16 protein-coding genes, 2 tRNA genes and 3 rRNA genes are annotated in these 26,882 nt (G+C 45.6%); 7 read left to right on the top strand and 14 right to left on the bottom strand.

The genetic code is table 11. The features are described from left to right. Nucleotides 1-49: 49 nt before the first annotated feature. Both EL262_RS01580 and EL262_RS01575 read right to left on the bottom strand, forming a co-directional pair. A complete protein-coding gene (locus tag EL262_RS01580; protein ID WP_078735811.1) occupies nucleotides 50-1,546 on the bottom strand; it encodes a butyryl-CoA:acetate CoA transferase in 1,497 nt (498 codons plus the stop codon). A 92-nt stretch (nucleotides 1,547-1,638) separates the two neighbouring features. Beyond that, nucleotides 1,639-2,016 (bottom strand): hypothetical protein, encoded by a 378-nt coding sequence (locus EL262_RS01575; protein ID WP_164715426.1) that lies wholly within the window; start codon nucleotides 2,014-2,016, stop codon nucleotides 1,639-1,641. A gap of 112 nt (nucleotides 2,017-2,128) precedes the next feature. On the opposite strand from EL262_RS01575, the gene miaB reads away from it, so the two are divergent. Further along, nucleotides 2,129-3,508, top strand: coding sequence for a tRNA (N6-isopentenyl adenosine(37)-C2)-methylthiotransferase MiaB (miaB, locus tag EL262_RS01570; RefSeq protein ID WP_025838445.1), 1,380 nt, complete (start codon nucleotides 2,129-2,131; stop codon nucleotides 3,506-3,508). A 7-nt stretch (nucleotides 3,509-3,515) separates the two neighbouring features. After that, on the top strand, nucleotides 3,516-4,910 hold the full coding sequence (hemN, locus tag EL262_RS01565) for an oxygen-independent coproporphyrinogen III oxidase (protein WP_078735810.1): 1,395 nt from the start codon (nucleotides 3,516-3,518) through the stop codon (nucleotides 4,908-4,910). A gap of 575 nt (nucleotides 4,911-5,485) precedes the next feature. On the opposite strand, the gene EL262_RS01560 is transcribed toward hemN, so the two are convergent. The 12 genes from EL262_RS01560 to EL262_RS01505 all read right to left on the bottom strand — a co-directional run bounded on the left by EL262_RS01560 (nucleotide 5,486) and on the right by EL262_RS01505 (nucleotide 20,068). Continuing rightward, a complete protein-coding gene (locus EL262_RS01560; RefSeq protein ID WP_078735819.1) occupies nucleotides 5,486-6,616 on the bottom strand; it encodes an ISAs1 family transposase in 1,131 nt (376 codons plus the stop codon). A 161-nt stretch (nucleotides 6,617-6,777) separates the two neighbouring features. Beyond that, nucleotides 6,778-8,874, bottom strand: coding sequence for a M3 family metallopeptidase (locus EL262_RS01555; protein WP_025839577.1), 2,097 nt, complete (start codon nucleotides 8,872-8,874; stop codon nucleotides 6,778-6,780). A 209-nt stretch (nucleotides 8,875-9,083) separates the two neighbouring features. Next, the gene (gene tsf, locus EL262_RS01550) at nucleotides 9,084-9,911 is read right to left on the bottom strand and encodes a translation elongation factor Ts (RefSeq protein ID WP_025839579.1); all 828 of its coding nucleotides are present in this window, start codon (nucleotides 9,909-9,911) and stop codon (nucleotides 9,084-9,086) included. Nucleotides 9,912-10,053: 142 nt separating this feature from the next. Then, nucleotides 10,054-10,905, bottom strand: coding sequence for a 30S ribosomal protein S2 (gene rpsB, locus EL262_RS01545; RefSeq protein ID WP_025839581.1), 852 nt, complete (start codon nucleotides 10,903-10,905; stop codon nucleotides 10,054-10,056). A 205-nt stretch (nucleotides 10,906-11,110) separates the two neighbouring features. Beyond that, entirely contained in the window at nucleotides 11,111-11,497 is a 387-nt protein-coding gene (gene rpsI / locus EL262_RS01540; RefSeq protein ID WP_025839583.1) for a 30S ribosomal protein S9, read from the bottom strand. Nucleotides 11,498-11,507: 10 nt separating this feature from the next. Beyond that, the gene (gene rplM, locus EL262_RS01535) at nucleotides 11,508-11,960 is read right to left on the bottom strand and encodes a 50S ribosomal protein L13 (RefSeq protein WP_025839585.1); all 453 of its coding nucleotides are present in this window, start codon (nucleotides 11,958-11,960) and stop codon (nucleotides 11,508-11,510) included. A gap of 294 nt (nucleotides 11,961-12,254) precedes the next feature. Then, nucleotides 12,255-14,336 (bottom strand): RNA degradosome polyphosphate kinase, encoded by a 2,082-nt coding sequence (locus EL262_RS01530; protein ID WP_025839587.1) that lies wholly within the window; start codon nucleotides 14,334-14,336, stop codon nucleotides 12,255-12,257. A 228-nt stretch (nucleotides 14,337-14,564) separates the two neighbouring features. Next, a 5S ribosomal RNA gene (gene rrf / locus EL262_RS01525) occupies nucleotides 14,565-14,673 on the bottom strand. Between the two features lie 368 nt (nucleotides 14,674-15,041). Next, a 23S ribosomal RNA gene (locus tag EL262_RS01520) occupies nucleotides 15,042-17,938 on the bottom strand. A 292-nt stretch (nucleotides 17,939-18,230) separates the two neighbouring features. Further along, nucleotides 18,231-18,304: transfer RNA gene (locus EL262_RS01515), tRNA-Ala, on the bottom strand. 20 nt (nucleotides 18,305-18,324) lie between these two features. Further along, a tRNA-Ile gene (locus tag EL262_RS01510) sits at nucleotides 18,325-18,398 on the bottom strand. A 138-nt stretch (nucleotides 18,399-18,536) separates the two neighbouring features. After that, nucleotides 18,537-20,068 (bottom strand): 16S ribosomal RNA (locus tag EL262_RS01505). The 16S, 23S and 5S rRNA genes sit together here with 2 tRNA genes alongside, the layout of an rRNA operon. 780 nt (nucleotides 20,069-20,848) lie before the next feature. Here EL262_RS01505 and kdsB point away from each other — a divergent pair. Genes kdsB through EL262_RS01480 form a run of 5 tightly spaced genes read left to right on the top strand, consistent with a single transcriptional unit; the run spans nucleotide 20,849 to nucleotide 26,829 of the window. Further along, nucleotides 20,849-21,622 carry a 3-deoxy-manno-octulosonate cytidylyltransferase gene (gene kdsB, locus EL262_RS01500; RefSeq protein ID WP_338047375.1) on the top strand — a complete coding sequence of 258 codons (774 nt, stop codon included), beginning with the start codon at nucleotides 20,849-20,851 and terminating at the stop codon, nucleotides 21,620-21,622. Nucleotides 21,623-21,635: 13 nt separating this feature from the next. Then, the gene (gene dnaG, locus EL262_RS01495) at nucleotides 21,636-23,693 is read left to right on the top strand and encodes a DNA primase (protein WP_025839272.1); all 2,058 of its coding nucleotides are present in this window, start codon (nucleotides 21,636-21,638) and stop codon (nucleotides 23,691-23,693) included. Nucleotides 23,694-23,730: 37 nt separating this feature from the next. Then, entirely contained in the window at nucleotides 23,731-24,684 is a 954-nt protein-coding gene (locus tag EL262_RS01490) for an ABC transporter ATP-binding protein (protein WP_025839269.1), read from the top strand. After that, nucleotides 24,677-25,990 carry an ABC transporter permease gene (locus EL262_RS01485; RefSeq protein ID WP_036845712.1) on the top strand — a complete coding sequence of 438 codons (1,314 nt, stop codon included), beginning with the start codon at nucleotides 24,677-24,679 and terminating at the stop codon, nucleotides 25,988-25,990. Before EL262_RS01490 ends, EL262_RS01485 begins: the two co-directional genes overlap by 8 nt. A 26-nt stretch (nucleotides 25,991-26,016) precedes the next feature. Further along, on the top strand, nucleotides 26,017-26,829 hold the full coding sequence (locus tag EL262_RS01480; RefSeq protein ID WP_025839267.1) for a peptidylprolyl isomerase: 813 nt from the start codon (nucleotides 26,017-26,019) through the stop codon (nucleotides 26,827-26,829). Nucleotides 26,830-26,882 lie beyond the last annotated feature (53 nt).

Below are 26,882 nucleotides of genomic sequence, written 5' to 3'. Positions count from 1 at the left end.
AGGAAACAAAACACAGCCGAGAAATAGATCATGAAGAAGTCTCTTCATCTTATTTTTTGAACTTGGACCAGTCTACATTTTTCATCGATCCGGTCTCTGCAAACTGCTTGTGGTACTCAAAACAAGCACCTAAGTGTTGAGGGGTTTGTCCCTTCACACCCAAAGCAAGGTATTCTCTCAAGTTCTCACGATAATCAGGGTGCACACAGTTTTCGATGATACACTCAGCTCTCTGGATAGGAGACTTCCCTCTGAGGTCAGCGATACCATATTCTGAAATGATAATCTTCACCGAGTGTTCACTATGATCCATGTGGGACACCATCGGTACAAAAGCACTGATATTTCCATTCTTTGCAGTCGATGGCGTAGTAAAGATGGAGATATACCCGGATCTTGTAAAGTCTCCCGAACCACCGATACCATTCATCATCTTAGTACCAAGCACATGAGTAGAGTTAATATTACCAAAAATGTCAGCTTCGAGAGCTGTGTTTATGGTAATAAGTCCCAAGCGACGAATGACTTCAGGATGGTTAGAATACTCTTGTGGACGAAGGAGCAACTTGTCCTTGAAGAACGATAGGTTAGCATACAAATCCCGAATAACCTCTCTGGAGATTGAGAGTGAACATCCGCTGGCAAATGTCACCTTCCCCTTCTTCATCAAGCCTATCACCGCATCTTGAATAACCTCAGTGTACACCTGAAATTTAGGAATTTCAGGATTATCACCCATTGCTCCCAAGACTGCATTCGCAACATTACCTACACCACTCTGAACAGGAAGGAACTCGGCTGGAATACGCCCAGCCTTCATCTCCTGAACCAAAAATTTCGCAACATTCTCTCCGATGGCCTTTGTCACATCATCAAGAGGAGCAAATCCACCATCATCATTGGGTTCAGATGTACGCACGACCCCGACAATCTTCTTTGGATCCACCTTTACGTAAGGAAGCCCTACACGATCAGAGACCTCATAGATAGCAATAGCTTCACGGCAAGGGGGATCTTTGGGCTCTGCAATATCGTGGATACCACGAATTTCCTTCGGATGCTTATCGTTAAGCTCGACGATGATACGATCAGCCATGCGACAAATAGTTGGTAAGATTCCCACCGCAGCAGTGGGGACGATCTCACCGTCTTCGGTAACATCTGCAGCCTCAACGATAGCGACATCCACCTTACCCAAAAATCCATATCTCAACTCTTGTGGGAGAAGCGAAAGGTGCATATCAAAATAGTGTGTGTTACGAGAATTCAAAAGTTCTCGAAGATCTTTGTTGGACTGATATGGTGTTCTAAATTTTATTGCATTTGCCCTTGCCAAAGCACCATCTAATCTGTCTCCGGTAGATGCACCGGTAAACATACCGATCTGAAACGGACGCCCGGCTTCGTGCTCTCGGATCGCTCGTTCTGCAATAGCTTGTGAGACCACCTTAGGACAACCGGCAGGAGTAAAGCCACTGAAGCCCACATTATCATCATGATTGACAAACATAGCAGCCTCTTCGGCAGTAATAAAGTTTAAGGCCATGATTTTTCAGTATTATTCTATTTAGTTATTGTTTAACGATTATCTTTGGGGCGCATTTGAAGGAAAGCTCCACCTCTTATCTAACAAACGTACTAAAACTTTCGTTGTAATATTTCACTCAAAATTACAGCACGACGAAGATCTTCGGTACTGTCACCCAATATCTCGACACCCACAGGTTTCTCTTCCGCAATCTCTTCGAGCATCTCGATAGGTTTTATAGGTACTGACCGAGGAGCCTCTTTCATGACTATCTCTTCCCTATTGTAATCATATTTAGGCTTAGTCTCATAGTTTCGCGCCTCTTCGACATACATTTCAGTTTCATCAAAATCATACACATACGGCTGTTCGTTCAGCTCTTCGAACTCGCCTTGATCTACGTCTTTGTACGCAGACAACTCCTTGTTCAAAAACTTAAAAATGATGATCAATAAAACTAAAAATAGGGCTATAAATACCATTGTCAAAAGCTAATAGCGTTAGTTTTCGTACATTTGTCCTCAAATGTACTTATTACTTTCTCCGAAAGCAAATTCGGAGAGACTTTTTTACCTATACACCACATTTTATTTCCACAAAATGAGTTTGAATACAAACGATAATCTTCACACGAATACTACCACAACAAAAAAGCTGTATTTGGAGACCTATGGGTGTCAGATGAACCTCGCAGACAGTGAGGTCGTGCATTCTATCATGCAGATGGATGGCTACGAGATGACCGAAGACATCAATGAAGCGGATGCGGTACTCCTCAACACTTGTTCTGTAAGAGAAAATGCAGAACAAAAAGTCTACAACCGCCTCAGTCAGATCGATGCCCTCAGACGCAAACAAAGACCCAATATGATCATCGGTGTCCTCGGCTGTATGGCAGAGCGAGTCAAGCAAACACTCATCGACGATCACCATGCCGATCTTGTCGTCGGACCGGACTCATATCTTGACCTTCCGAACCTTGTAGGTGCAGCAGAGAAGGGGGAAAAAGCCATCAACATAGAGCTGTCAAAAGAGGAGACTTACAAAGACGTCATCCCACTCAAGATGGCTGGTCTGCACATTTCAGGCTTTATCTCGATAATGAGAGGGTGCAACAACTTCTGTACCTACTGTATCGTCCCCTATACCAGAGGACGAGAGCGCAGCCGTGAAGTGCAGAGTATTCTCAACGAGCTCGATGCGATGGTCGAAAAAGGTTACAGAGAAGTGACACTCCTGGGTCAGAATGTAAACTCTTACAAGTACACGACACCCGAAGGAGAGGTCATCGACTTCACTGCCCTACTCGACATCCTTGCAAGCCGTGCGCCCAAGATGCGCATACGCTTTACCTCCCCCCATCCCAAGGATATGAGCGATGAGACCATCGCCATGATGGCAAAGCATCCCAACATCTGCAAACACATCCACCTACCGGCACAGTCAGGTAGCAACAAGGTCCTCAAGCTCATGAACCGCAACTATACACGCGAATGGTACCTTGACCGGGTCGCAAAGATCAGAGAGGCCATGCCTGACTGCGGCATCTCGTCAGATATCTTCTGTGGATTTCACAACGAGACTGAAGAAGACTTCCAAGAGACCCTGGACCTCATGAGAGAGGTCGGTTACGACTCCGCCTTCATGTTCAAATATTCCGAACGTCCGGGCACCTACGCTGCAAAAAATCTCGAAGACAATGTCCCCGAAGAGGTCAAACTCGACAGACTCCAACGCATGATCAATCTCCAAAATCAACTCTCCGAAGAAAGCAATAAGAGGGATATCGGTAAGATCTTTGAGGTACTTATCGAAGGCTTTTCAAAGAAGTCCAGAGAACAATTATTTGGTCGCACTCAGCAGAACAAGGTAGTGGTCTTCGACAAAGGAGACTCACGCATCGGACAGTTCGTCCACGTCAAGATCGATCAAGCCTCATCTGCAACGCTAATCGGGCATCTCGTCTCATCTACAGAATAATCGAGCCATGCAGACTACGGAAAATCATCTGTCACAAGACATCATAGACAGATACAACATCCCGGTCCCGAGATACACCAGCTACCCTCCGGCCAATCTCTTCACATCGGACTATACCTCGACATCCTATAGAGACGATATCATACGCTCCAACATTCACGGCGCATCCGATCTGTCGTTTTACATCCACATCCCATTTTGTCGTAGGATATGCTCCTACTGTGCGTGCAACAAAGAGCTTTTCCCTGCACAACGAAATGGGATAGAGACCTATATCGATTATGTCATAAAGGAGTTCAGTATGATACGCACGCATCTTGACCCGATGCGCAAGATCTCCCAGATCCACTTCGGAGGAGGCTCCCCGACTGCGATACCCATACACTTCATAGAAAAGGTACTGACAGAGATAACATCTGCATTTGCCCTAACCCCGGAAGCAGAGATCGCCATCGAGTGTCATCCGGGCTATTTGGGGCAAGAAGAATGGAATCACCTTCTGCGTATGCCATTCACACGATACAGTCTGGGCGTACAAGACTTTGATGACAATGTACTCAAGGCTGTCAGGAGAACGCCATCCAAGCTACCTGTTAAAGAGATTGTGGAGATGATACACGCCCAAGGCAAACGCGTCAATCTCGATTTCATCTATGGTCTTCCACTTCAGACACCTGAAGGCTTTGGAGATACGATCCGAAAAGCAGTTGCGTGCAGGCCGGACAGACTTGTCACCTTCTCATATGCTCATGTCCCCTGGATCCATACAATACAGAAAGAGTTGGAAATCTTAGGACTGCCTGACATGAAGGCAAAAAAAAGTATGCACGAGACCGCCTCACTTATCGCCACCTCGGCAGGCTATGAAGTCATCGGGCTTGATCACTTTGTCCTCAAAGATGATCCTCTCTATATTGCATTGAGAGAAAGCACCCTGCATCGCAACTTCCAAGGCTACTGTCCCAAGGAAATATCAGGACAAGTCTATGCCCTTGGAGTGACAGGCATATCTCAATTGGAAGGCTCGTATGCACAGAACATAAAGACTATACCCGAGTATTATGCCTCCATCGATCGAGGAGAACTACCAACACATATCGGGTACAGTCTCTCCGATGACGAACGCTTGGCACGAGACATCATCAATGACCTCATGTGCAACTATAAGAGTTCTCCACTTGACATAGCATCACGTCATGGCAGAGAAGCAGACTCGTTACAAGAGATCAACTTCTTAAGACATCAGGATCTGAAGATGATGATCCGAGACGGTCTGTGTACTCTCGACGACGGCAAAATAACGATCAATCCCTCCGCCCATCTCTTTGTACGCAATGTAGCAGCAACCTTTGACCTACACTACGATCCACAGAAGACAGTAGGTTACTCCAAGCCAATCTAAGTAACAGAAGCTGAAATGATATTTATCCGAATAGACAGAGTTCTTTCGGACAAGACCGATCATTAAGCTGTCCGATGGGTACCGGAATGAATTATGTGGTTCGATAGAATAAATTCTATCGAACCACATAATTCATTCTGTCAAGGTCAAGACATTTGAGAGAGTAATCATTCATGGGGTTTAACCTTTTCAAAATGCAATTCGGGAAGGATGATTTGAATCTCCCTATTTTCATCCTCTTTGTACCAATAGAGGACAAAATTAACCTTTGCGCATTTCAATTTATAGTTTTTATCCTTCAAGACCTGAATTTGCTTGAGAAAAGCCCGCGAAAACCGAATGATCGGACACCCATTCAAACTCAGACCTCCATCACTGTTAATCTGTAATGGGGCTCCACTGACAGCACGAGAGACAATGGACTCCCGACCTATGAAATAATCTAAATGCACATCCCGATATGTAAGATGCATTGCGACACTATCAAGAGGATGATATATCTCTGTATCTGTGATCCAATCCGCACCGACACTTGAGGCTCTATCAAGGCTAACCGAGTTGGCAGGGCTGACGCATTAAAATTGTATTGTCATTATTTGTTGAGGCTTCATTCGAGCAAGTTTTTTCTGAACACGAGGGATTGAAGACTTCATATTCGTTTTCAGTCGCTCTATAATGAGTAAATTAATCTTTTGAATGATATCCATAATCTGCGCTACATTCTTTGTTCTCTTGTGCGAGGCATCGTGTCCGAAATAGACATCCAAACAGTGATGTAACTTGTTCTCTATGGCCCAATGTCCACGAATAGTCTGTTTCAATAAAGAAAGATCTGTCAATGACGAAATGTAGTAGGCTGCTTCTTCACTCATTTTATCGCTCTTTTTATCCCTTCGTTTACGTACAACTTTGTGTATCGACCTCAAGCCTTTCCAGCGAGCCAACACCTCGTTGGCTTCTATCTCCAAGGGATTGAGGATACTTTCATAGCGACGTGTTTCTATGCGTCCGTGAGATAGTTCCGTTTGCTCGTCAAGGAGGGTATGTTTCTGAAACAGAGGGCAGAAATAGGATTCTATCTCTTGCAGACTCAAACTTTGATTCCCTTTAACACACAATACATAGTCTCCACCCTTATCAATGATTCCTTCGGCAATGGCAGTTTGTGTTCCTATGGCATCAATGGAGACAACAGATCCGTTCAAGTCAAGCAAATGAAGAAGTTGATGTATAGCCGGTATTTCGTTTGTTTTTTGGTCGATGTAGAGTTGGGCAAGACTGCACATGTCTTGTGGCGAAAAGGCAGAGACGACATGGGATTGTGTATCAAAAGAGAGTTTCTTGACTCCTCGCATCGTCTTGCCATCAATGCAAATATGCTTACCCGAAGTCACCGAGATAAACCCTTCAATCCATCGTTTGTAGGCCCCCTCAAAGGCTTCTACATCCAACAGACTGATGCTTCTGTTGAGGGTGTCATGAGAGGGCATGGTATGCGTAAGGCGATCACCGGTAAGCTTTTCGTATAGGCTTTTCAATTCTTCCTCATATTCCTCAGCATAATCTTCAATCTCATACCAAGAGGTGTTGCCTGAGAGTGTAGAGAGAAAAACGATCAGAAGTAAAAAGTCAAGAGGGTAAACTTTTTTACGGTCTATCCGTGGGTCTGAAATCATGCAGAGACTTTCAAATAGAGAATGATACATAACTAACGTCCTTTTAATGACCATAAAAGTAATTAGAAAGTTCCTTTTTTAATGCGTCAGCCCTGGGGTGAAGACCTTCGCCAAACTTCCAAAAACAAAATCCCCCACCTATCCTCATTGGACAGATGGAGAATTTCGTATCAGTATATTGTACTATTGCCTTATAAGCCACGAGCTTTGAGAAGTGGCTTTGCATCAGGCTGAGCGAGGCCAGTGAAGTCGGTGAAGATCTGCTCGAGAGGTAGAGTATTACCCTTGGAGATAACTTTTTCACGATAAGCTTGACCCAATTCGCGATTGACACCTCCAGCCTTTGTGAAGACATCTCCAACATTCACAGCGAGGACTTCTGACCAGAGGTAAGAATAGTAACCAGCTGCATACCCACCACCCCAAACATGGCGGAAATAAGTAGGATTGTAACGAGGTGGAATCTGAGGATTGAGGAGACCGATCTCTCTGAGAAGATTTTCTTGGAATACAGGTGCATTTTCGGCCGAAGGGACTTGATCTGCAGTGAGCATATGCCAGCCAAGATCTGATGAGGTAGACGCAAGATTTTCACCTAATGCGTATGCCGCATGATAATTTACAGACTTGAGCATATTTTCCTTCAAATCAGCAGGCATTGGCTCATTTGTTTGATAGTGCTTGACATAGTTGTCAAAGATATCGGGTTGTGAAGCCCAGTACTCATAGAACTGCGATGGTAGCTCAACGAAGTCGCGAGCAACAGCTGTCCCGGAAAGTGTGTTATACTTACAATCTGAAACAATACCATGAAGAGCGTGCCCAAACTCATGGAACATTGTAGTGGTCTCATCCCAGTTGATCAGACAAGGCTCTCCTTCTGCAGGCTTAGCTACGTTGCATACATTGTATATGATAGGCTTTGCATTGAAGAAGTGTGATTGCTTTTGGAAAGCACCCATCCACGCACCACCTTGCTTGGTTGGACGACGGAACATATCAACATAGAAGAGTGCCATGATGCTACCATCTGTGTCGTGTACGTTGTATACCTTCACGTCAGGATGGTATACGGGAAGATCTGTGCGCTCAGAAAAAGAAAGACCAAATACCTTCTCTGCTGCATAGAATACACCCTTGATGAGAACTGTATCCATATTGAAATATGGACGAACTTGCTCATCTGTGATATTGAACTTTTCAGCCTTCATCTTAGCTGAATAGAAAAAACGATCGTAAGGCTGCAGTTGGAAATCTGAGCCCTGAGTCTTGCGAGCATACGCTTCGATCTCTGCTGTTTCCTGTTGGCTCTTTGGAAGATATTCGACAATAAGGCCGTTCAAGAATGAATAGATATTCTCAGGAGTCTTTGCCATCGCATTACTTACAGTATAGGCTGCAAAGTTTGGATACCCAAGTAAAGCTGCTTTTTGGGCACGGAGCTTTGCCATCTCGACGATGATACCATAAGTATTGTTCTCAGAAGTCTCATCAGTCCTGTGAATGGAAGCGTTGTAAACACGCTCTCTAAGGGCTCTGTTTTCAAGAGAAGCAAGGACTGACTGCTGAGTGGTATTTGTAATGACAATATAATAATAAGGAGCCTTACCTCCGGCAGACTCAGCATCCTTCTTGCACTGATTGATCTGACTTTGACTAAGACCCGCAAGCTCTTCTTCTGTGTCAACCCACACACCTGCGGCTACAGTGGCATCAGTTACCTTGTTGCCAAACTGTTGCTGAAGATCAGCAAGTTTAGAATTGATTTCCTTGAGTTGAGCCTTTTTGTCAGCATCAAGCTCTGCTCCTTCACGTACAAAAGAATCATAGACCTCCTCCAATAACTTGAGATCTTCTCCGGTGAGTGTTGCACGCTCGTTTTCGTAAACGGCCTTGATCCTCTTGAAGAGACCCTCATTGAGGCTCTTCTCATTGCTCCATTCTGTAAGGATCGGCATCACTTCTGCCTCTATCTCACGAATTTCAGAAGTCTTGTCAGCACCGGCAATAGCAAAGAAAACGCTGGAAGCTCGTCTCAAAACATCACCGGCTTTCTCGAGAGCAAGGATTGTGTTTTCGAACGTTGGCGCCTCTGAGTTGGCTACGATTGCGTCGATCTCTTCCTTTTCGAGGCGAATACCCTCTTTCATTGCAGGTAGATAGTGCTGAGTTTGGATCTGATCAAAATCTGGTGCCCCAAATTCAAGCGTACTTGCTGTCAAAAATGGATTACCTTCGAGACCTGAATCGGTCTTCTTAGATCCACAGGCAGTTGTCAAAAATGCCATACAGATAATAGAAAAAACTTTTTTTGTCATGATTAGGAGAATTATTTCACTTAGAGTTCATGAATGTTGGCTTTTCGCAAATATACAAAAAATCTATTGTGTATCTTGTTGTTATATTTACGACAAAAAAACTAGAGAGGCTCTCGGATATAAACACTATATCACGAGAGTCTCTCTGTTTCTGAGAGATTGAACTATCGTCAAAAATCTTAGTCTACGTTAAGGTTTACTCTCTTGAATGCAAGCACAGTAAGTGTTTTTGACACACCCTTAAGTACCTGCTCTACCGTTTCCTTAGGATTCTTGATAGACTCCTGCATCAAAAGGGTGTTCTCCTTGTAATACTTTTGAAGAGCACCTTCAGCGATACGATCAAGAAGATTTTCAGGCTTACCGGCTTCACGAGCCTTGTCACGAGCAATTTCCAACTCCTGATCGATGATGTTTTGTGGAACGCTGTCAGGTGTCACTCCTACGGGATTCATTGCAGCAACCTGCATAGCTACATCACGAGCTACTTGATGCTCAAGACCTTCGTTGAAAGCTACGATTGTAGCCAATTTGTTACCTGGGTGGACATACTCTACTGTAGCAGCCCCCTTGACAAACTCATAAGAGCTAAGCTCCATCTTTTCACCTGTGATACCTGAGCGGTCTGTGATACGATCAGCTACTGTACGACCATCTGCAAGAGTTGTAGCGAGGAGAGCCTCCTTGCTTTCAGGCTTGCTACTCATCGCAGCTTCAAGGACTTCACGAGTCATGCCGACGAAGTCTTCATTCTTTGCAACGAAGTCAGTTTCACAGTTGATCGCAACAATGCAAGCAAAATCGGAGCCATTGCTCTGAGCAAGGACACAGCCTTCTGTTGCTTCACGATCCGAACGTTTCGCAGCTACTGCTTGGCCTTTCTTACGGATGATTTCCATTGCCTTATCGAAGTCTCCATTAGCTTCTTCAAGAGCCTTCTTACAGTCCATCATACCAGCGCCACTCATCTTTCTGAGATGGCTAATGTCTGCCATTGATACAGCCATAGTTATATTCTTTTGTTTTAGGTTTGTTATTCAGTCTATTATTCTTTAATCTGAGAGACTTTGTAGTTCTGCGTTTGATCCAAAAGATACCGCTGAACTACAAAGTCTATCTCCTCCGAAGCAATCAAGTATAGAGACTTGATTATTCGTTGTCTTCAGTTTCCTTTTGGAACTTGTCAGCCATGCGAGCATTCATTGCTTCGCTATCTTCCTTCTTTGTGCGCTCACGACGAACACCACCTGTACGAGCACGACGTTCACGACGTGGTGCTGCATCTTCGTTGTTTTCATCGTCTTGCTTTTCGATCTTACGTTCAGTCGCACCTTCCTTGATTGCTTCTACCATTGCACCGAGGATAACCTCAATAGCCTTAGTGGAGTCATCATTTGCTGGAATCATGTAGTCGATATTTGAAGGGTCAGAATTTGTATCCACGATACCAAATACGGGGATACCAAGTCTGTTTGCTTCACGAACTGCGATATGCTCCTTCATCACGTCGATGACAAAAAGAGCAGAAGGGAGACGCTTCATGCTTGCGATCGAACCAAGAGTTGTTTCGAGCTTAGCACGTTGGCGATTGATCTGAAGTTTTTCTCTCTTAGAGAGGTTATCGAATGTACCGTCAGAAGTCATCTTATCGATGGTGTCCATCTTCTTGACAGCTTTACGGATGGTTGGGAAGTTGGTAAGCATGCCGCCTGGCCATCTTTCCACTACATAAGGCATCGAAGCAGCTTGAGCAAGTTCAGCCACGGCTTCCTTTGCTTGCTTCTTTGTAGCAACGAAAAGGACAGTCTTGCCGTTTTGAGCCATTTTCTTTAATGCTTCTGCCGCCTCATCTATTTTGGCAACTGTTTTGTGTAGGTCAATGATGTGAATATCATTGCGCTCCATAAAGATATAAGGAGCCATTGCTGGATTCCACTTTCTTCTGAGGTGACCAAAGTGTGCACCGGCCTCAAGGAGTTGTTCAAATGTTACTCTTGACATAGTTGTTCGTTTACTTTCTGTTTGTTTTCAACCTACGAGTAGGGGTATTTCTACACAGTCCTTATTGTATTTTTGGAGGACAACCCATCTCACAGATTTAGATACTAAACGTGGATTAAATATTGCTGTATTCTTATCTCTTTTCTTAGGAGAACACACCGAAGTACGCTGTACCCGACATCCCTCCAAAGGCGAAGACGATGTATTAACGCTTAGAGAACTGGAATCTCTTACGAGCCTTTGGTTGACCAGGCTTCTTACGTTCTACTGTACGTGGGTCACGAGTCATGAAGCCTTGTGCACGAAGTGCAGCCTTATCTTCAGCGTTGATCTTCACGAGAGCACGTGCGATACCAAGACGAGCGGCTTCACTCTGACCTTTGAAACCGCCACCCTTTAGGTTCACATAGATGTCATACTTTTCTTCTACACCGAGAGTAGCAAGAGGTTGTTTTACGACAAACTGTAGGAGTGATGATGGGAAGTAAGCAGCGAGTTCCTTTTTGTTGATCACGATTTTACCACTACCCTCTTTCACGTAGACACGAGCTACGGCTGCTTTTCTTCTACCTAATGCGTTGATAACTTCCATAGTTGATTACTTAGATAGTTTTTAGTTCGACAAGTTTAGGTTGTTGTGCAGCATGCTTGTGCTCGCTACCGCCATAGACATAAAGGTTGTTGATGATCTTGTCTCCAAGCTTGTTCTTTGGAAGCATACCCTTAACGACCTTACGGAAAAGACGGTCCACACCCTTTTGTTTCAATCTCTCCGGAGAGAATGCCTTCTGACCTCCGGGGTATCCCGAGAATGTCAAATACTCTCTGTCCGTCCACTTTAGACCTGTTAGGACGACTTTGTCTGCATTGATGACGATAACGTTGTCACCACAGTCAACGTGAGGAGTAAAGTTAGGCTTATTTTTGCCGCGCAAGATCTTCGCGATCTCACTGCACAGACGGCCTAATGAGTGACCTGTAGCATCGACTACAACCCACTCTTTGTTCACAGTTGCCTTGTTTGCAGAAATGGTCTTGTAACTTAAAGTTTCCACTTTCTATAAATAAATTAATTTGGTTAATAAAAAAGTTACGCGAAGCCGTCACCTACTACCAAGAGTGGACACTCTCATGCGATAGCGGACATCCGACCTGCTCACTTCTATTCTTCTGAATATAAAATTCGGCCTACAAAGGTACACATTTCTTACCGATTAAACAAGACCATCATCCCCAAATCCAAGTTCGCAGGTTCTAGTATCAAGTACGAATTCAAACCATAGATTTATCATGACAAATTAGAAAAAGTAAAAATCAAGGCGCAAAAGTGAGGAAATCATCTCAATCATCTACCTTAAGGGATTATCCTCCAAATAAAATCGATAAAGTTCTTCTTGAGAACGCTCAAAAATCTTTGAAGCCCCCTTTCTTCTTGGCAAATTACCATTCATATTGACCCAGTGTCCTTGTGATGTATCATCCAGCCCTTTCTCTACAATCATGGAGAGTTCTTTCTTGATATCTTCATCATACACCGGAGAAACCACCTCAATACGCCTATCCATATTACGTTCCATCCAGTCGGCGGATCCTATGAAGTAAAGAGGATTGTCGTTATTACAAAAGATAAAAATACGAGAATGTTCCAAATACCTGTCTATTATAGCATTGACAAAAATATTAGGATTACAATAATCCGGCACAATAGAGCAGTTTCCCCGTACCAAAAGCTCAATCTTCACGCCGACTTCTGCAGCCTTATACAAGAGATTGATGATACGAGGATCCGTGATATGGTTCACCTTCACTTTGATGTAGGCATTCAGTCCCTTTCTCTTATTTTTGATCTCCTTGTTGATCAGGTAGACAAAACGATTTCTCATATCATTAGGTGCCACCAAGAGATTTTTGAACGAAACATTCAAGTAAGGCTGTTCGATAAATGTAAACACCTTGTTGATCTCATTTACGATCCGCTTATCTCTCGTCAAAAGCATATAGTCCGTGTAAATCTTGGCTGTCCCCTCATGCATATTCCCCGTGCTCACACAAGCAATATCTCCATTCTTTGTCGAAATATGAACCAACTTACTATGGATTTTCAACTTCTCAGGCCCAAACACGACCTTTATCCCATTAGCCATCATCTCCCGACTCCAAAGGATGTTGCTCGCCTCATCAAACCGAGCCAAAAGCTCCACGACAGCTGTCACCTTCTTTCCATTTCGAGCTGCAGCGATGAGAGCATTCACCACATTAGACTCTCTTGCCACCCGATACAATGTAACCTTTATCTCCTTGACATCATCACTGATGGCAGCTTCCCGCAAGACACGGATAAATCTATCAAAACTCTGATAAGGGAAATGTAACCCTCTATCTTTAAGCAGAATTTTATCTATGATACTTTGAGAAACACCGTCTCCATATTCCACAATTGGGGGCTGTGGAGCATACAATAAGTCGTTTCTATCACATGAAGGGAATGTCATCAAGTCTTTGGTGTTGTGGTATCTTCCTCCGGGGATCTTGGCGTCTTTCCTATCTAATTGAGCCTTTTTGAAGAGTTTATCTCTCATCGGCTTAGGCATTTCTTTATCAAAGACGACTCGTAGAAGGTCCCCTTTGCGTCGCTTATTCAGTCCCTTTGATATACGCTCCAAGACGCCTCCATCATTATCCTGATCATCCATCTTGACCTGAGAGTCTTTGGTGAACTTGAACGTATAGGCCTGGAAACTGTTGTACTTCTTGCCAACAAAAATGTACTTCAAGTTATGTCGAATGACATCATCCAAAAACATGATGTACACATTCCCATCACTGTTATCAGAAAGCCTGATAAAACGCCCAAACTTCTCAACCGGCTGACGAATGATGGCAATATCCTCCTGTAACACACGCCCATCCGGTGATATCTCCTTGAGCTCTACAGCCAAGTAAATAGACTCATCCAAAACATCGGTGATTGATTTTATCTTTTGCAAAAAGATCGGATTGGTCGAAGCATTTAACTCTGTCATGTAGAAGTTATGCACCTCATCCTCCAATTTCCCTTGAGGCAGCTCCGTTTCCCGTATGATCCTAATCCCCTCCTGTCCCAAAGCGGAAATAAGATGAGCAAAAGTATCTTCAAATGCGCTATTGAGGTCAGCATTTATCTTATATATCTGCCTAAGGCGAGAGACCGTTTCTCGTCTCATTGCATCAGAGACAGCCGGATCGAACCCATCAATGGTACGCCTGAGCAAAGCGATCCGTACCCTAAAGAACTCATCCAAGTTATTAGAGTATATACCAAGGAACTTGAGTCTTTCGAGCAAGGGCACATCCTTGCGCTGAGCCTCAAAGAGTATACGTCTGTTGAAGTAGAGCCAACTAATATCTCTATCAACATAACGAAGTTTGCCCCCTATCTCTTTATGCTTCATATCTTAAATATCCAATTAGAACACTAAGTTAAGGAAAAAAAAGATGGTGCATATCGAGCCCCTCATTCGAGAAGAATCAAAATCACATCGGATCAAAGAAGAAGACATTTATTTTCATGAGATTAAGAAATACTTATGAGGGATTGGCTTAATAGTCGGTTATGGTCGAGCTAAACAAAAAAGAGAGAGCTTCGAAGACATCTGTCTCCAAAGCTCTCTCGACTGTAAAAGTGGCGGCTACCTACTCTCCCACTTGCGTAGTACCATCGGCGTGATTGGGCTTAACTGCTCTGTTCGGGATGGGAAGAGGTGGATCCCCAATGCTATAGCCACCTTAATTATTTCGTTATTTCCCTCTCTTCTTCCTGACCGTTTCTTTACACCGGTCATCAGAGAGATATATTAAGGCATATCTGACAAGTCCAAGATAGAGAAGTAGAAATCGTCTACTCAAAGAAACTCCCCGAAAACCTCTCGGTCTTCGTTCGTCCCATTCTCTCGATTCATCTCGCGCAGGTTCGATGTCTGTTCTATGAGACCGAACCCATACGAATTCTTTACACGTATACGACTTCGTAACAGTTTGGAACATCTGTGTTACTCTTTTCGTTTTGCTTATGATTTTTCTCTTTTGTTTCCTTCTATTCTTTTAGGTCCTTTACTTCCTTCAGGATCTTCTGAAACCCAAAAAGAATACAAGAAAACGATATAAAGCGTTCGGGCTATTAGTACTACTCGGCTTTTACATTACTGCATTTACACCTGTAGCCTATCAAGGTCATCGTCTATAACCACCCTATAAAGATATCTAATCTTGAGGAGGGCTTCGTGCTTAGATGCTTTCAGCACTTATCCTTACCGTACGTGGCTACTCGGCAGTGCTCCTGGCGAAACAACCGATAAACCAGTGGTACGTCCAACACGGTCCTCTCGTACTAGTGTCAGACCCTCGCAAATATCTCGCGCCCACAACAGATAGAGACCGAACTGTCTCACGACGTTCTGAACCCAGCTCGCGTGCCACTTTAATGGGCGAACAGCCCAACCCTTGGGACCTTCTCCAGCCCCAGGATGTGACGAGCCGACATCGAGGTGCCAAACCGCTCCGTCGATATGAGCTCTTGGGAGCGATCAGCCTGTTATCCCCGGAGTACCTTTTATCCTTTGAGCGATGGCCCTACCATACGGAACCACCGGATCACTATGCTCAAGTTTCCTTCCTGTGCGACTTGTGTGTCTCCCAGTCAAGCGCCCTTATGCCATTACACTCTGCGACCGGTTACCAATCGGCCTGAGGGCACCTTTAGAAGCCTCCGTTACGCTTTTGGAGGCGACCACCCCAGTCAAACTACCCACCATACATTGTCCTCATAATCCACGAGTTAGTATCCAAACATCAAAAGGGCCGTATTTCAACAACGACTCCACAAATACTGGCGTACCTGTTTCTCAGTCTCCGGCCTATCCTACACATCTAATGCCCAAATACAATGTAAAGCTATAGTAAAGGTTCACGGGGTCTTTTCGTCCCGTTGCGGGTAATCGGCATCTTCACCGATACTACAATTTCACCGAGTTCGCGGTTGAGACAGTGCCCAGATCGTTACACCATTCGTGCAGGTCGGAACTTACCCGACAAGGAATTTCGCTACCTTAGGACCGTTATAGTTACGGCCGCCGTTTACTGGGGCTTCAATTCAGAGCTTCTCCATATGGATGACTCCTCCTCTTAACCTTCCAGCACCGGGCAGGTGTCAGACTATATACTTCATGTTTCCAGTTTGCATAGCCTTGTGTTTTTGTTAAACAGTCGCCTGGGCCTATTCTCTGCGACCTACGTCTCCGTAGGCGTCCTTTATTCCGAAGTTACAGGACCAATTTGCCTAGTTCCTTAACCGCGAATCGCTCGAGCGCCTTAGTATACTCAACCCAACCACCTGTGTCGGTTTACGGTACGGGTCCCTACATTGATTAACGTTTAGCGGTTTTTCTTGGAAGTCTGTTTACGCCCTTATCACTTCCCCCGAAGGTTCCGTGTACTATCAGGTTCGACTCTCGGTGCGGATTTGCCTACACCGATCTTAATCTACACCCTTCAACCTACTATTCCGTCAGTAGGCAGGACTATCACTACTCCGTCACCACATCACTCAATGCGGGAGTATGGGAATATTAACCCATTCATCCATCGGGTACGCCTAAACGGCTATCCCTTAGGTCCCGACTAACCCTGATACGACGAACGTTGATCAGGAATCCTTAGTCTTTCGGCGAGGAGGATTCTCACCTCCTTTATCGTTACTTATACCTACATTTGCTCTTCCAAATAGTCCAGTACAGGTCGTCCCTGTGCCTTCTACCCTTTTTGGAATGCTCCCCTACCGATACTTACGTATCCCACGGCTTCGGTAGACAACTTATGCCCGATTATTATCCATGCCACAATCCTCGACTAGTGAGCTGTTACGCACTCTTTAAATGAATGGCTGCTTCCAAGCCAACATCCTAGCTGTCTGTGCATCGTGACCGCGTTTAATACAACTTAGTTGTCATTTCGGGACCTTAGCCGATGGTCCGGATTCTTCTCCTCTCGGACATGGACCTTAGCACCCATGCCCTCACTCCTTGGCACTGCCTATAAGCATTCGGAGTTTGTCTGGACTTGATAGGCGGTGAAACCCTCGCATCCAATCAGTCGCTCTACCTCTTATAGTATATTCCAAAGGCTGCACCTAAATGCATTTCGGGGAGTACGAGCTATCTCCAAGTTTGATTAGCCTTTCACCCCTACCCTCATCTCATCCGAAAACTTTTCAACGTTTAACGGTTCGGTCCTCTATGTAGTGTTACCTACACTTCAACCTGGACAAGGGTAGATCACTTGGTTTCGCGTCTACTGTAAATAACTATCGCCATTTAAAACTCGCTTTCGCTTCGGTTCCGTGTCTTAAAACACTTAACCTCGCTATTCACAGTAACTCGTAGGTTCATTATGCAAAAGGCACGCCGTCACACATTAATTGTGCTCCGACCGCTTGTAGGCAGACGGGTTCAGGGTCTATTTCAATCCTCTCGTCGAGGTGCTTTTCACCTTTCCCTCACGGTACTTGTACACTATCGGTCTCTAAGGAGTATTTAGCCTTGGGAGATGGACCTCCCGGATTCACACAGGATTACACGTGTCCCGCGCTACTCAGGTATCTCGTCATGCAGGTCTTCTGTTTCGAGTAAAGGGCTGTCACCCACTGTGGCCGGCCTTTCCAAACCGTTCCTCTACATACCTCCTGTACACTTTGTTCGAGACCCTACAACCCCGATATTGCCGAAACAACATCGGTTTGGGCTCCTCCCCGTTCGCTCGCCACTACTAAGGGAATAACTATTGTTCTCTTCTCCTATGGGTACTAAGATGTTTCAGTTCCCCACGTTCGCTCAAACACGCATCGTGTCTGTGACGTGCCGTTAAACACGCCGGGTTGCCCCATTCGGAAATCTGTGGATCAAATCGTATGTGCCAATACCCACAGCTTATCGCAGCTTATCACGTCCTTCATCGCCTCTTAGAGCCTAGGCATCCACCGTCTGCCCTTATCTGCTTTATATCGAATCTTTACCAAGACCTCCTAAGAAATCTTGATTATGTCTTCAATAAGCAAAAAAGTAACTTCCTAATGAACTATTACGTTTATTTCGTATACTTCGTAAACTATACTCTTTTAAAAGTATAGCGCCCGAGATAAATCCTTCCGCCACAACCGTCCGACTTGCGCCAAACAGCAGAAGCGTAGAACTCGTTTCTCTCGTTTACGTTTTCTATTCTCTATTCTTTACTTGTCAATATGTCTATGATCGCTATTTATACTGTCCATCACCCTCAGAAGAGTGAAGGAATAGTGGAGGATATCGGATTCGAACCGATGACCCCCTGCGTGCAAGGCAGGTGCTCTAGCCAGCTGAGCTAATCCCCCTAATATTATACTTTTACTTGTAGTCCCTGGCAGAGTTGAACTGCCGACCTCTACATTATCAGTGTAGCGCTCTAACCAACTGAGCTAAGGGACTGGCTTGATGCTCTGAGCCAAAGGCTGCAGTATAAAATAGGGTTATGATACTGAAGGTGACAAGCGTATAAGGGAGCATTGCCTCGTAAGTCTTCTTAAAGTTTCAACGAATCCTCTATCAATAATTCTGATGCTCCAGAAAGGAGGTGTTCCAGCCGCACCTTCCGGTACGGCTACCTTGTTACGACTTAGCCCCAGTTACCGGTCTTACCCTCGTGCGATCCTTGCGGTGACGCACTTCAGGTACCCCCGACTTCCATGGCTTGACGGGCGGTGTGTACAAGGCCCGGGAACGTATTCACCGCGCCATGGCTGATGCGCGATTACTAGCGAATCCAGCTTCACGGAGTCGAGTTGCAGACTCCGATCCGAACTGAGATAGGGTTTGGAGATTCGCATCCTGTCGCCAGGTAGCTGCCCTTTGTCCCTACCATTGTAACACGTGTGTCGCCCCGGATGTAAGGGCCGTGCTGATTTGACGTCATCCACACCTTCCTCGCGCCTTACGACGGCAGTCTCGTCAGAGTCCTCAGCTCTACCTGCTAGTAACTGACGATGTGGGTTGCGCTCGTTATGGCACTTAAGCCGACACCTCACGGCACGAGCTGACGACAACCATGCAGCACCTACATACATGCCCCGAAGGGAAGTCAGGCTCTCGCCCAACCGTCATGTACATTTCAATCCCGGGTAAGGTTCCTCGCGTATCATCGAATTAAACCACATGTTCCTCCGCTTGTGCGGGCCCCCGTCAATTCCTTTGAGTTTCACCGTTGCCGGCGTACTCCCCAGGTGGATTACTTATCGGTTTCCCTTGGGAGCATACCATATATCGCATACTCCGAGTAATCATCGTTTACTGCGTGGACTACCAGGGTATCTAATCCTGTTTGATACCCACGCTTTCGTGCTTCAGTGTCAGTTGCGGTTTGGTAAGCTGCCTTCGCAATCGGAGTTCTGCGTAATATCTATGCATTTCACCGCTACACTACGCGTTCCGCCTACCTCATCCGCACTCAAGCTCCACAGTTTCAACGGCAAGACTATGGTTGAGCCACAGCTTTTCACCACTGACTTATGAAGCCACCTACGCACCCTTTAAACCCAATAAATCCGGATAACGCTCGTATCCTCCGTATTACCGCGGCTGCTGGCACGGAGTTAGCCGATACTTATTCTTAGGTTACTTGCTTACAGCTACACGTAACTGCTTGTACTCACCTACTAAAGAAGTTTACAATCCATAGGACCGTCTTCCTTCACGCGACTTGGCTGGTTCAGGCTCTCGCCCATTGACCAATATTCCTCACTGCTGCCTCCCGTAGGAGTCTGGACCGTGTCTCAGTTCCAGTGTGGGGGATAAGCCTCTCAGCTCCCCTATCCATCGTTGACTTGGTGAGCCGTTACCTCACCAACTATCTAATGGAACGCATGCCTATCTGTCAGCAATAAATCTTTCCTAAAGTCCCCATGCGGAAACTAAAGTGTATGCGGTATTAGTCCGGATTTCTCCGGGTTATTCCCCACTGACAGGCAAGTTGCATACGCGTTACGCACCCTTACGCCGGTCGCCACCAAAATTAGCAAGCTAATCCCGTGCTGCCCCTCGACTTGCATGTGTTAAGCCTATCGCTAGCGTTCATCCTGAGCCAGGATCAAACTCTCCATTGTTGAAATAAATTTGTTTGTTGTTCCTTTGCTCAGATTATTGTGTCTATATCTATGTATAAACCTGTTGAGAATTCTCTTCAAGATGTTTGACGTGGCAATGTCGATATTTAAAATATCTTATCCCCTTGTACTACTTGTCAAAAATTATCCTTCAATATCAATATGTCTATGATCTCTTTTTCTTTCACCCGAAGGCCATTTCAGACCCAAAGGTTCTGCAAAGTTAGAAACGATTTTCTTTACTTCCAAATTTTAAACCAAAATTTATTTTCGATCCGTTCAGAAGCGCGCTCGCCTCTCGTTTGCGGTTGCAAAGATAGACACTTTTTTCTTTCCACCAAACTCTATACTAAACTTTTTCACGATACTCGACGGATCGAGGAATGTCTAACACATTAAATAATATTATACGGCAGTGATACCCATAATATGCTGTATACTTGACAATTACAATAAACAACACAAAATCAGAAATATTTCTCATTTTGCATTGAGTTTTTTTTGAACACCACCACAAAGCAAGACAAGATCAATCTAAAATACCCTTTTCGGAGCAGAAACAGTAGACCTCACACGCTTTCAGAAATAACAAATAATATACAATAGAATGCATTCTGACCGGGGACAGAATGCATTCCGGCCTGCAACAAAAAGCATTCTGCCCCCGATCAGAACAGTGAAACATCCACAGAGATCAAAATAGGTATTTTGGCGATTGTGCTTAGGCCTAAATAGATTATCTTTGTGTGAATAGTAAACAGACAGTAAGAGTATCTTTTGATGAAACACAATAAAGACTCGATGACCGTTATCGGCATCATTCCAGCCAGATATGGTTCGACAAGATTACCTGGTAAGCCACTACTGAAAATCGGTGATAAGTCCATCATCCAACACGTTTATGAGCGTGCATCGGCAGTGCTGTCTTATGTCGTGGTCGCGACAGATGATGAGCGCATCGTGGAAGCAGTGAAAGGCTTCGGAGGGAATGTCATACTGACCTCGACGGAGCATCGCAGTGGCACAGACAGATGTGAAGAGGCTCTTCGCAAATGTGGTGTAAAGGCAGATGTGGTCATCAACATACAAGGTGACGAACCATTTGTGTCTGCTGAACACATCAATGGCCTTATCTCTTGCTTCGAACAGTCTGATACAGATATAGCGACGACTGTGGTACAGTTTTCCCCTTCAGCGACTTATGAGGACATCGTAAATCCCAACGTGGTGAAGGTGGTGGTAGCCCACGATGCTCGTGCATTGTACTTCAGCCGTAGTGTCATCCCTCATCTGAGAGGTGTAGACACGAAGGACTACCCAACCCGACACACATTTTTGAAACATCAAGGTATGTATGCTTACACAGCAAAGGCTTTGCATGAGATCAGTCGCTTGTCTCCCGGAGCACTTGAAGAGTGCGAAAGTCTTGAGCAACTCCGCTGGTTGCAAGAAGGATACTGCATTCGGACAATAGTGACAAAGACAAACTCCATCGGAATAGATACGCCCGAGGATCTCGAACTTGCTCGCAAGTATATCGAGACCCTAAAGTAAGCCAACAAGTCAAATGATAGATCAAGCTACGGTAAATAGGATCATCGACAGTGCCGAGATCGTGGGGGTTGTAAGTGACTTTGTGACCTTGCATCGTCGTGGTCAAAACTTCTTGGGACTATGTCCTTTCCATGAGGACAGTCGCCCCTCTTTTACCGTATCTCCTGCCAAAAATATCTGTAAGTGCTTTGCTTGTGGCGAGGGTGGCACACCGCTCAACTTCCTCATGAAGCATGAGCACATGAGTTATGTCGAAGCCCTTCGCTATCTGGCAAAAAAGTATGGCATCCCGATTGTCGAAAAAGAGGTCACGAAGGAGGAGATTGAGAGAAAGAATAACAGAGAAAAACTACTCAACGCGAATGCTTTTGCGAGAGATGCCTTTGCCGAATGCTTGAACTCGTCCAGCGAGGGGAGAATGATCGGTCTTAGCTATTTCAAAGAAAGGGGCTTCACGCCCGAAACCATCAAGGCCTTCGACTTGGGGTACTCTCCGTCATCACGAGACTTCCTGAGTAACAAAGCCAAAGAGGCCGGTGTCGATCGCAGCCTTCTGGAAGCTCTTGGTCTGGCCATCAAGCAGGATGATGGGAAGTATCTGGACAGATTCAGGGATCGTGTCATCTTCCCGATACACTCACTGAGTGGAAGTATCGTGGGCTTCGGTGGTCGTATCCTCAAGAGTAGCGACAAACTGGCAAAGTACATCAACTCGCCGGACAGTGATATCTATAACAAGAGGAAAGAGCTATACGGCCTTTACTTTGCCAAACAACATATATCCAAACAGGACAAGTGTCTCATCGTCGAGGGTTATACGGATGTACTGTCGTTCCACCAGAGTGAGATACGGAATGCCGTAGCTTCGTCAGGGACGGCTCTTACGATAGAGCAAGTACGTCTCATCAAGAGGTTTACGAGCAATGTGACCCTCATCTTCGACAGTGATGCTGCCGGTATCAAGGCAGCCATGAGGGGTATTGACATCTTGCTGGCTCAGGACATGAACATAAAGGTCGTGCTCCTGCCGGACGGCCATGACCCGGACTCCTTCGCCAAAGCCCACTCACCCGAGGCTATCAAAGAATACATAGATGAACACGAAGAAGACTTCATAAGATTCAAGATCAACCTCCTAAGCAAAGACGGAGCTTCGGATCCCCATGCCAAAGCCATGCTGATCACGAACATTGTGGAGTCCGTGGCCTTTATCTCTGACGACCTGACGAGAGAAGTCTATGCAAGAGACTCTGCGGCTCTGCTTGATGTCAGTGAAGAGGTCATCTTTTCGAAGGTCAGCAGTATTCGTAAGGAAAGGGCTGCCCAAGAGCAACGCGAGCGTGAACGCGAACGCAACAGAGAGCAGATAGCCGAGCATGTCACAGAGACCGACCCTGATCCGGCAGACTTCGAGCCGATGGACGAAGATACGAGTGTGAGGGTGGACACACCCATCACACCGCCGGAATCGATTTCTCAGGATGAAGCCAATACTGATTTTCCTTCTGAAACGGAGTTGTCCCTACTCTCACACATCATTCGTTATGGAGATATGATCATCTCCGAAGAGGATGCCGATGAGCAGTGGACAGTGACCGAGATCATTGGCGAACAGGTCAGTGACTTGCGTGAAGAGGGACATCTGTCCTCGGTATTCACGCGGATCATGGATGAGTGCATAGGAGGGATACAGGAGGCCAAAGGGGAAGGGATCCCAGCATTCAATCCTACCAAACACTTATCTTACCATCCGGATGATACCATACGTGAGATTGCAAACAAATACATCACCGAGGAGTATCAACTCAGTAGCTTACACAAGGAGTATGAGGCTGAAAAGAAATCGGGTGAAGCCATCATGCGGCTCATAATGACAGACATCCTGACACTGAAGTACAAGATTATCGAAGGAGAGATACTGAAAGAACTAAACATCATAAAAGCACTGAGTGCTCAATCAGAGACCGGAGAGATATCCTCTCACGTGACACGCATGCAAGAGCTTAACGGCATCAAGAGACAAATTGCCGAGCTCCTCGGGGACAGGGTACTCATGCTCATATCGAAATAAAAATTATCTAATCAACTTAATATCTAAAATAAAATACATGAATGTAATCGAGGTTAGAGATGTCGTCAAAGACTACACCAAGCACAGAGCCTTGGATCATGTCTCCATGTCCGTACAGAAGGGCAAGGTACATGGTCTCCTTGGACCTAATGGTGCAGGGAAGACGACACTCATTCGCATCCTGAACAGGATCACAGCTCCCAACCAAGGGACCATCACGTTTGACGGACATCCCTTTGTGCCCGAAGATTTGGAGCGCATCGGCTACCTCCCTGAAGAGAGAGGCCTTTACCGGAAGATGAAAGTGGGCGAACAGGCCATATACTTGGCTCAACTCAAAGGTCTATCTCATAAAGAAGCCAAAGCAAGACTGACCCAATGGTTCGAAAAGCTCGACATAACAAACTGGTGGGACAAGAAGGTCGAAGAGCTGTCCAAGGGTATGGCACAAAAGGTACAATTTATCTCCACTGTCATGCATGAGCCCAGTCTGCTGATCTTCGATGAGCCTTTCAGCGGCTTTGACCCTATCAATGCAGAGATACTCAAAAGAGAAATCTTGGAGCTCCGAGACAAGGGTAGTACAATCATCTTCTCTACACACAATATGCAAAGTGTCGAAGAGGTGTGCGACAACATCACTCTGATCAACAAGTCCAAGGTAGTCCTTGATGGCGATGTACGCTCTGTCAAAGACAGATACAAAGGCAACAAATACAGGATAGTACTCGACGGAGCAGTCTCCATCTCCTCTAATCTGAGAGAAAAGTACAGTATAGAGGAGGAGGCACAAGACGGCTTCGGGCTATCACTTTTCACCGTGGCCAATCCTCAGAAGTTGGCTTCGTCCGAGATCATCACAGACTGGTGTCACGCCGGTAATATAACAAAGTTTGAAGAAGTGATCCCGAGTATGCATCAGATATTTCTGGATGTCGTAGGTGGGGTAAACTCTGACAACACAAACAGAGAAAGGAGTTGCGATGAATAAGTTTGGCATAGTACTCAAACGAGAGTACCTCACTCGTGTACAGAAGAAATCCTTCTTGATCTTTACGATCCTGACCCCATTCATCTTTATCGCCCTCATGGTCATACCCGCAGTGATCGCTCTCAACTCGAAGGACACGACAAAAAAGGAAGTCATCGTCATCGACAATACTTCGAAGTATCAGGATCTGTTCAAATCCGATGACATCTATACCTTCACGAAGGGTGACAAGAGCATCACCGAATACCGCAAAGAGGCCAATGAGGACATTTATGCTTACGTCCTCATCAACGACGACCTGCTCAAAGACCCTAAGGCCATCAGCATTCACTCCGGTAAGCAGATCCCTCGCGAACTTCAGGATAAGGTCGAAAGACTGCTCCTTCCGACCCTCAAGAATGAGCGCATCGAGTCCTTCAACATCCCTAATCTCAAAGAGATACTCCAAGAGAGCAATGTCACTCTGAATATCTCTACAATACGGTGGGAGAAAGACGGAAGCGAACAAGAAGCCTCGGCAGCTATCGCCAGCATCGTCGGTCAGGTCTTCAACATCCTCATCTATATGTTCATCCTCATGTACGGCATGATGGTGATGCAGAGTGTGAGAGAGGAGAAGAAAAACCGCATCGTCGAGATCATCATCTCTTCGGTCAAGCCACAGACCCTGCTCTTTGGCAAGATCTGTGCCATAGGTCTCCTTGGATTTACACAAATGTTCATCTGGATTGTGATAGGTATATTGGGGATCATAGGTGTACAGTTCTTCGCCCTTGGATCGATATCTTTCAATTCGGCCGAAATCAACCAACACATCTCTCAAGCCGGCATGGATCAAGCTACGATGGCAGAGGTACAGAGCATCGTCAATGCCATCTCCGGATTTGACTTCACCGGTCTGCTTTTTGCGTTTGTCTTCTACTTCATCTTTGGCTACTTCATATATGCAAGTATCTTTGCAGCGGCAGGTGCTGCAGTAGACAATGACGAAGATGTGAATCAGATGGTCACCCCCATCACCTTGTTCATGCTCTTTGCCTTTTATGCAGGCTTCTATTCGGCCAATAATCCCAATGGTCCCCTTGCCCTTTGGACATCATTCATCCCATTCACATCACCGGTCGTGATGATGGTACGCATTCCATACGAACCACCGATGTGGCAGATATTACTGTCTGCTGTGATATTGGTCGCAGGGACTTTTGCCCTCGTATGGGTAGCGGCAAAGATCTTCCGTGTGGGCATCCTTCTTTATGGAAAGAAGCCATCATTCAAGGAATTGTGGCAATGGCTACGTTATTATTAATGACTTCCCCAAAGCGATTTATATCTATGAAAAAGATACTTTTAGTCCTACTGAGCTTTGCCCTTTATCCGATATTCATAACCTCGGCTCAGAGCATCAAGTTTGAGATCGAGACAAGCGTCGGCACCATGAGGGGTCATCTCTACGATGATGTACCAAAGCATGTCGAGATGTTCGTCAAGTATGCCGAACGTGGAGATTACGATGGTACTCTTTTTGCGAGGGTCATCCCTAAGTTTATGATCCAAGGAGGATCTGCAGACTCTCGCAATGCCAAGCCCGGTGCTCGTATCGGAGCAGGGGATACCGGCAAAGAGATTGCTCACGAGTCGAGCCAAGCCCACTTCTACAAGAAGGGAGCACTCGCAGCTCCGAAGCAAGAGCCAAAATACAATCCCAAGCGTAAGTCTGACATGTCTCAGTTCTTCATCGTCCAAGGCGAGCTCCAGACCGTGGGCAGACTGGACACTCTTGAATTGGTCAAAAATCGTCCTATCAAACGCAAAGCTTTTGAGAAGTATTACACCCCGATAAAGGCAGAGATGGACTCCCTCAAGAAGGCCGACCCTCGTGCATACAATGCCAAGGGACAAGAGATCAACAGACTCATAGACTCTGTCCTCATGGCATCTCCGGATAAGCGGATCTTCACGCCCGAACAAAGGGATGCCTACACCAAACACGGAGGTCTCCCCTCGTACGAAGAATCATTCACCATATATGGCGAAGTAACTGAGGGGCTGGACATCATCGACATCATCGCCAACCAGAAGAGAGATAAGTTCGACCGTCCGCTGAAGGACATCAAAATAATAAAAGTCAAGATATTGCGCCGGTAAACTCAGTAATACAGACAAGATTTCCCCAAAAGCAGTCTAAGCCTCCGACAGGC

Origin of the sequence: Porphyromonas cangingivalis (assembly GCF_900638305.1) — a bacterium.
Classification (GTDB): domain Bacteria; phylum Bacteroidota; class Bacteroidia; order Bacteroidales; family Porphyromonadaceae; genus Porphyromonas_A; species Porphyromonas_A cangingivalis.
Note: the sequence above shows the minus strand (reverse complement) of the source record. Positions and strands in the feature narration are given on the sequence as shown.

Bases quoted from the DNA above. Each gene is read 5' to 3' on its own strand.
- kdsB (WP_338047375.1), top strand. From the start codon at position 20,849: ATGAAACACAATAAAGACTCGATGACCGTTATCGGCATCATTCCAGCC.
- tsf (WP_025839579.1), bottom strand. From the start codon at position 9,911: ATGGCTGTATCAATGGCAGACATTAGCCATCTCAGAAAGATGAGTGGC.
- EL262_RS01485 (WP_036845712.1), top strand. From the start codon at position 24,677: ATGAATAAGTTTGGCATAGTACTCAAACGAGAGTACCTCACTCGTGTA.
- hemN (WP_078735810.1), top strand. From the start codon at position 3,516: ATGCAGACTACGGAAAATCATCTGTCACAAGACATCATAGACAGATAC.
- rpsI (WP_025839583.1), bottom strand. From the start codon at position 11,497: ATGGAAGTTATCAACGCATTAGGTAGAAGAAAAGCAGCCGTAGCTCGT.
- EL262_RS01555 (WP_025839577.1), bottom strand. From the start codon at position 8,874: ATGGCATTTTTGACAACTGCCTGTGGATCTAAGAAGACCGATTCAGGT.
- EL262_RS01530 (WP_025839587.1), bottom strand. From the start codon at position 14,336: ATGAAGCATAAAGAGATAGGGGGCAAACTTCGTTATGTTGATAGAGAT.
- EL262_RS01480 (WP_025839267.1), top strand. From the start codon at position 26,017: ATGAAAAAGATACTTTTAGTCCTACTGAGCTTTGCCCTTTATCCGATA.
- miaB (WP_025838445.1), top strand. From the start codon at position 2,129: ATGAGTTTGAATACAAACGATAATCTTCACACGAATACTACCACAACA.
- dnaG (WP_025839272.1), top strand. From the start codon at position 21,636: ATGATAGATCAAGCTACGGTAAATAGGATCATCGACAGTGCCGAGATC.
- EL262_RS01560 (WP_078735819.1), bottom strand. From the start codon at position 6,616: ATGTATCATTCTCTATTTGAAAGTCTCTGCATGATTTCAGACCCACGG.
- EL262_RS01580 (WP_078735811.1), bottom strand. From the start codon at position 1,546: ATGGCCTTAAACTTTATTACTGCCGAAGAGGCTGCTATGTTTGTCAAT.
- EL262_RS01490 (WP_025839269.1), top strand. From the start codon at position 23,731: ATGAATGTAATCGAGGTTAGAGATGTCGTCAAAGACTACACCAAGCAC.
- rpsB (WP_025839581.1), bottom strand. From the start codon at position 10,905: ATGTCAAGAGTAACATTTGAACAACTCCTTGAGGCCGGTGCACACTTT.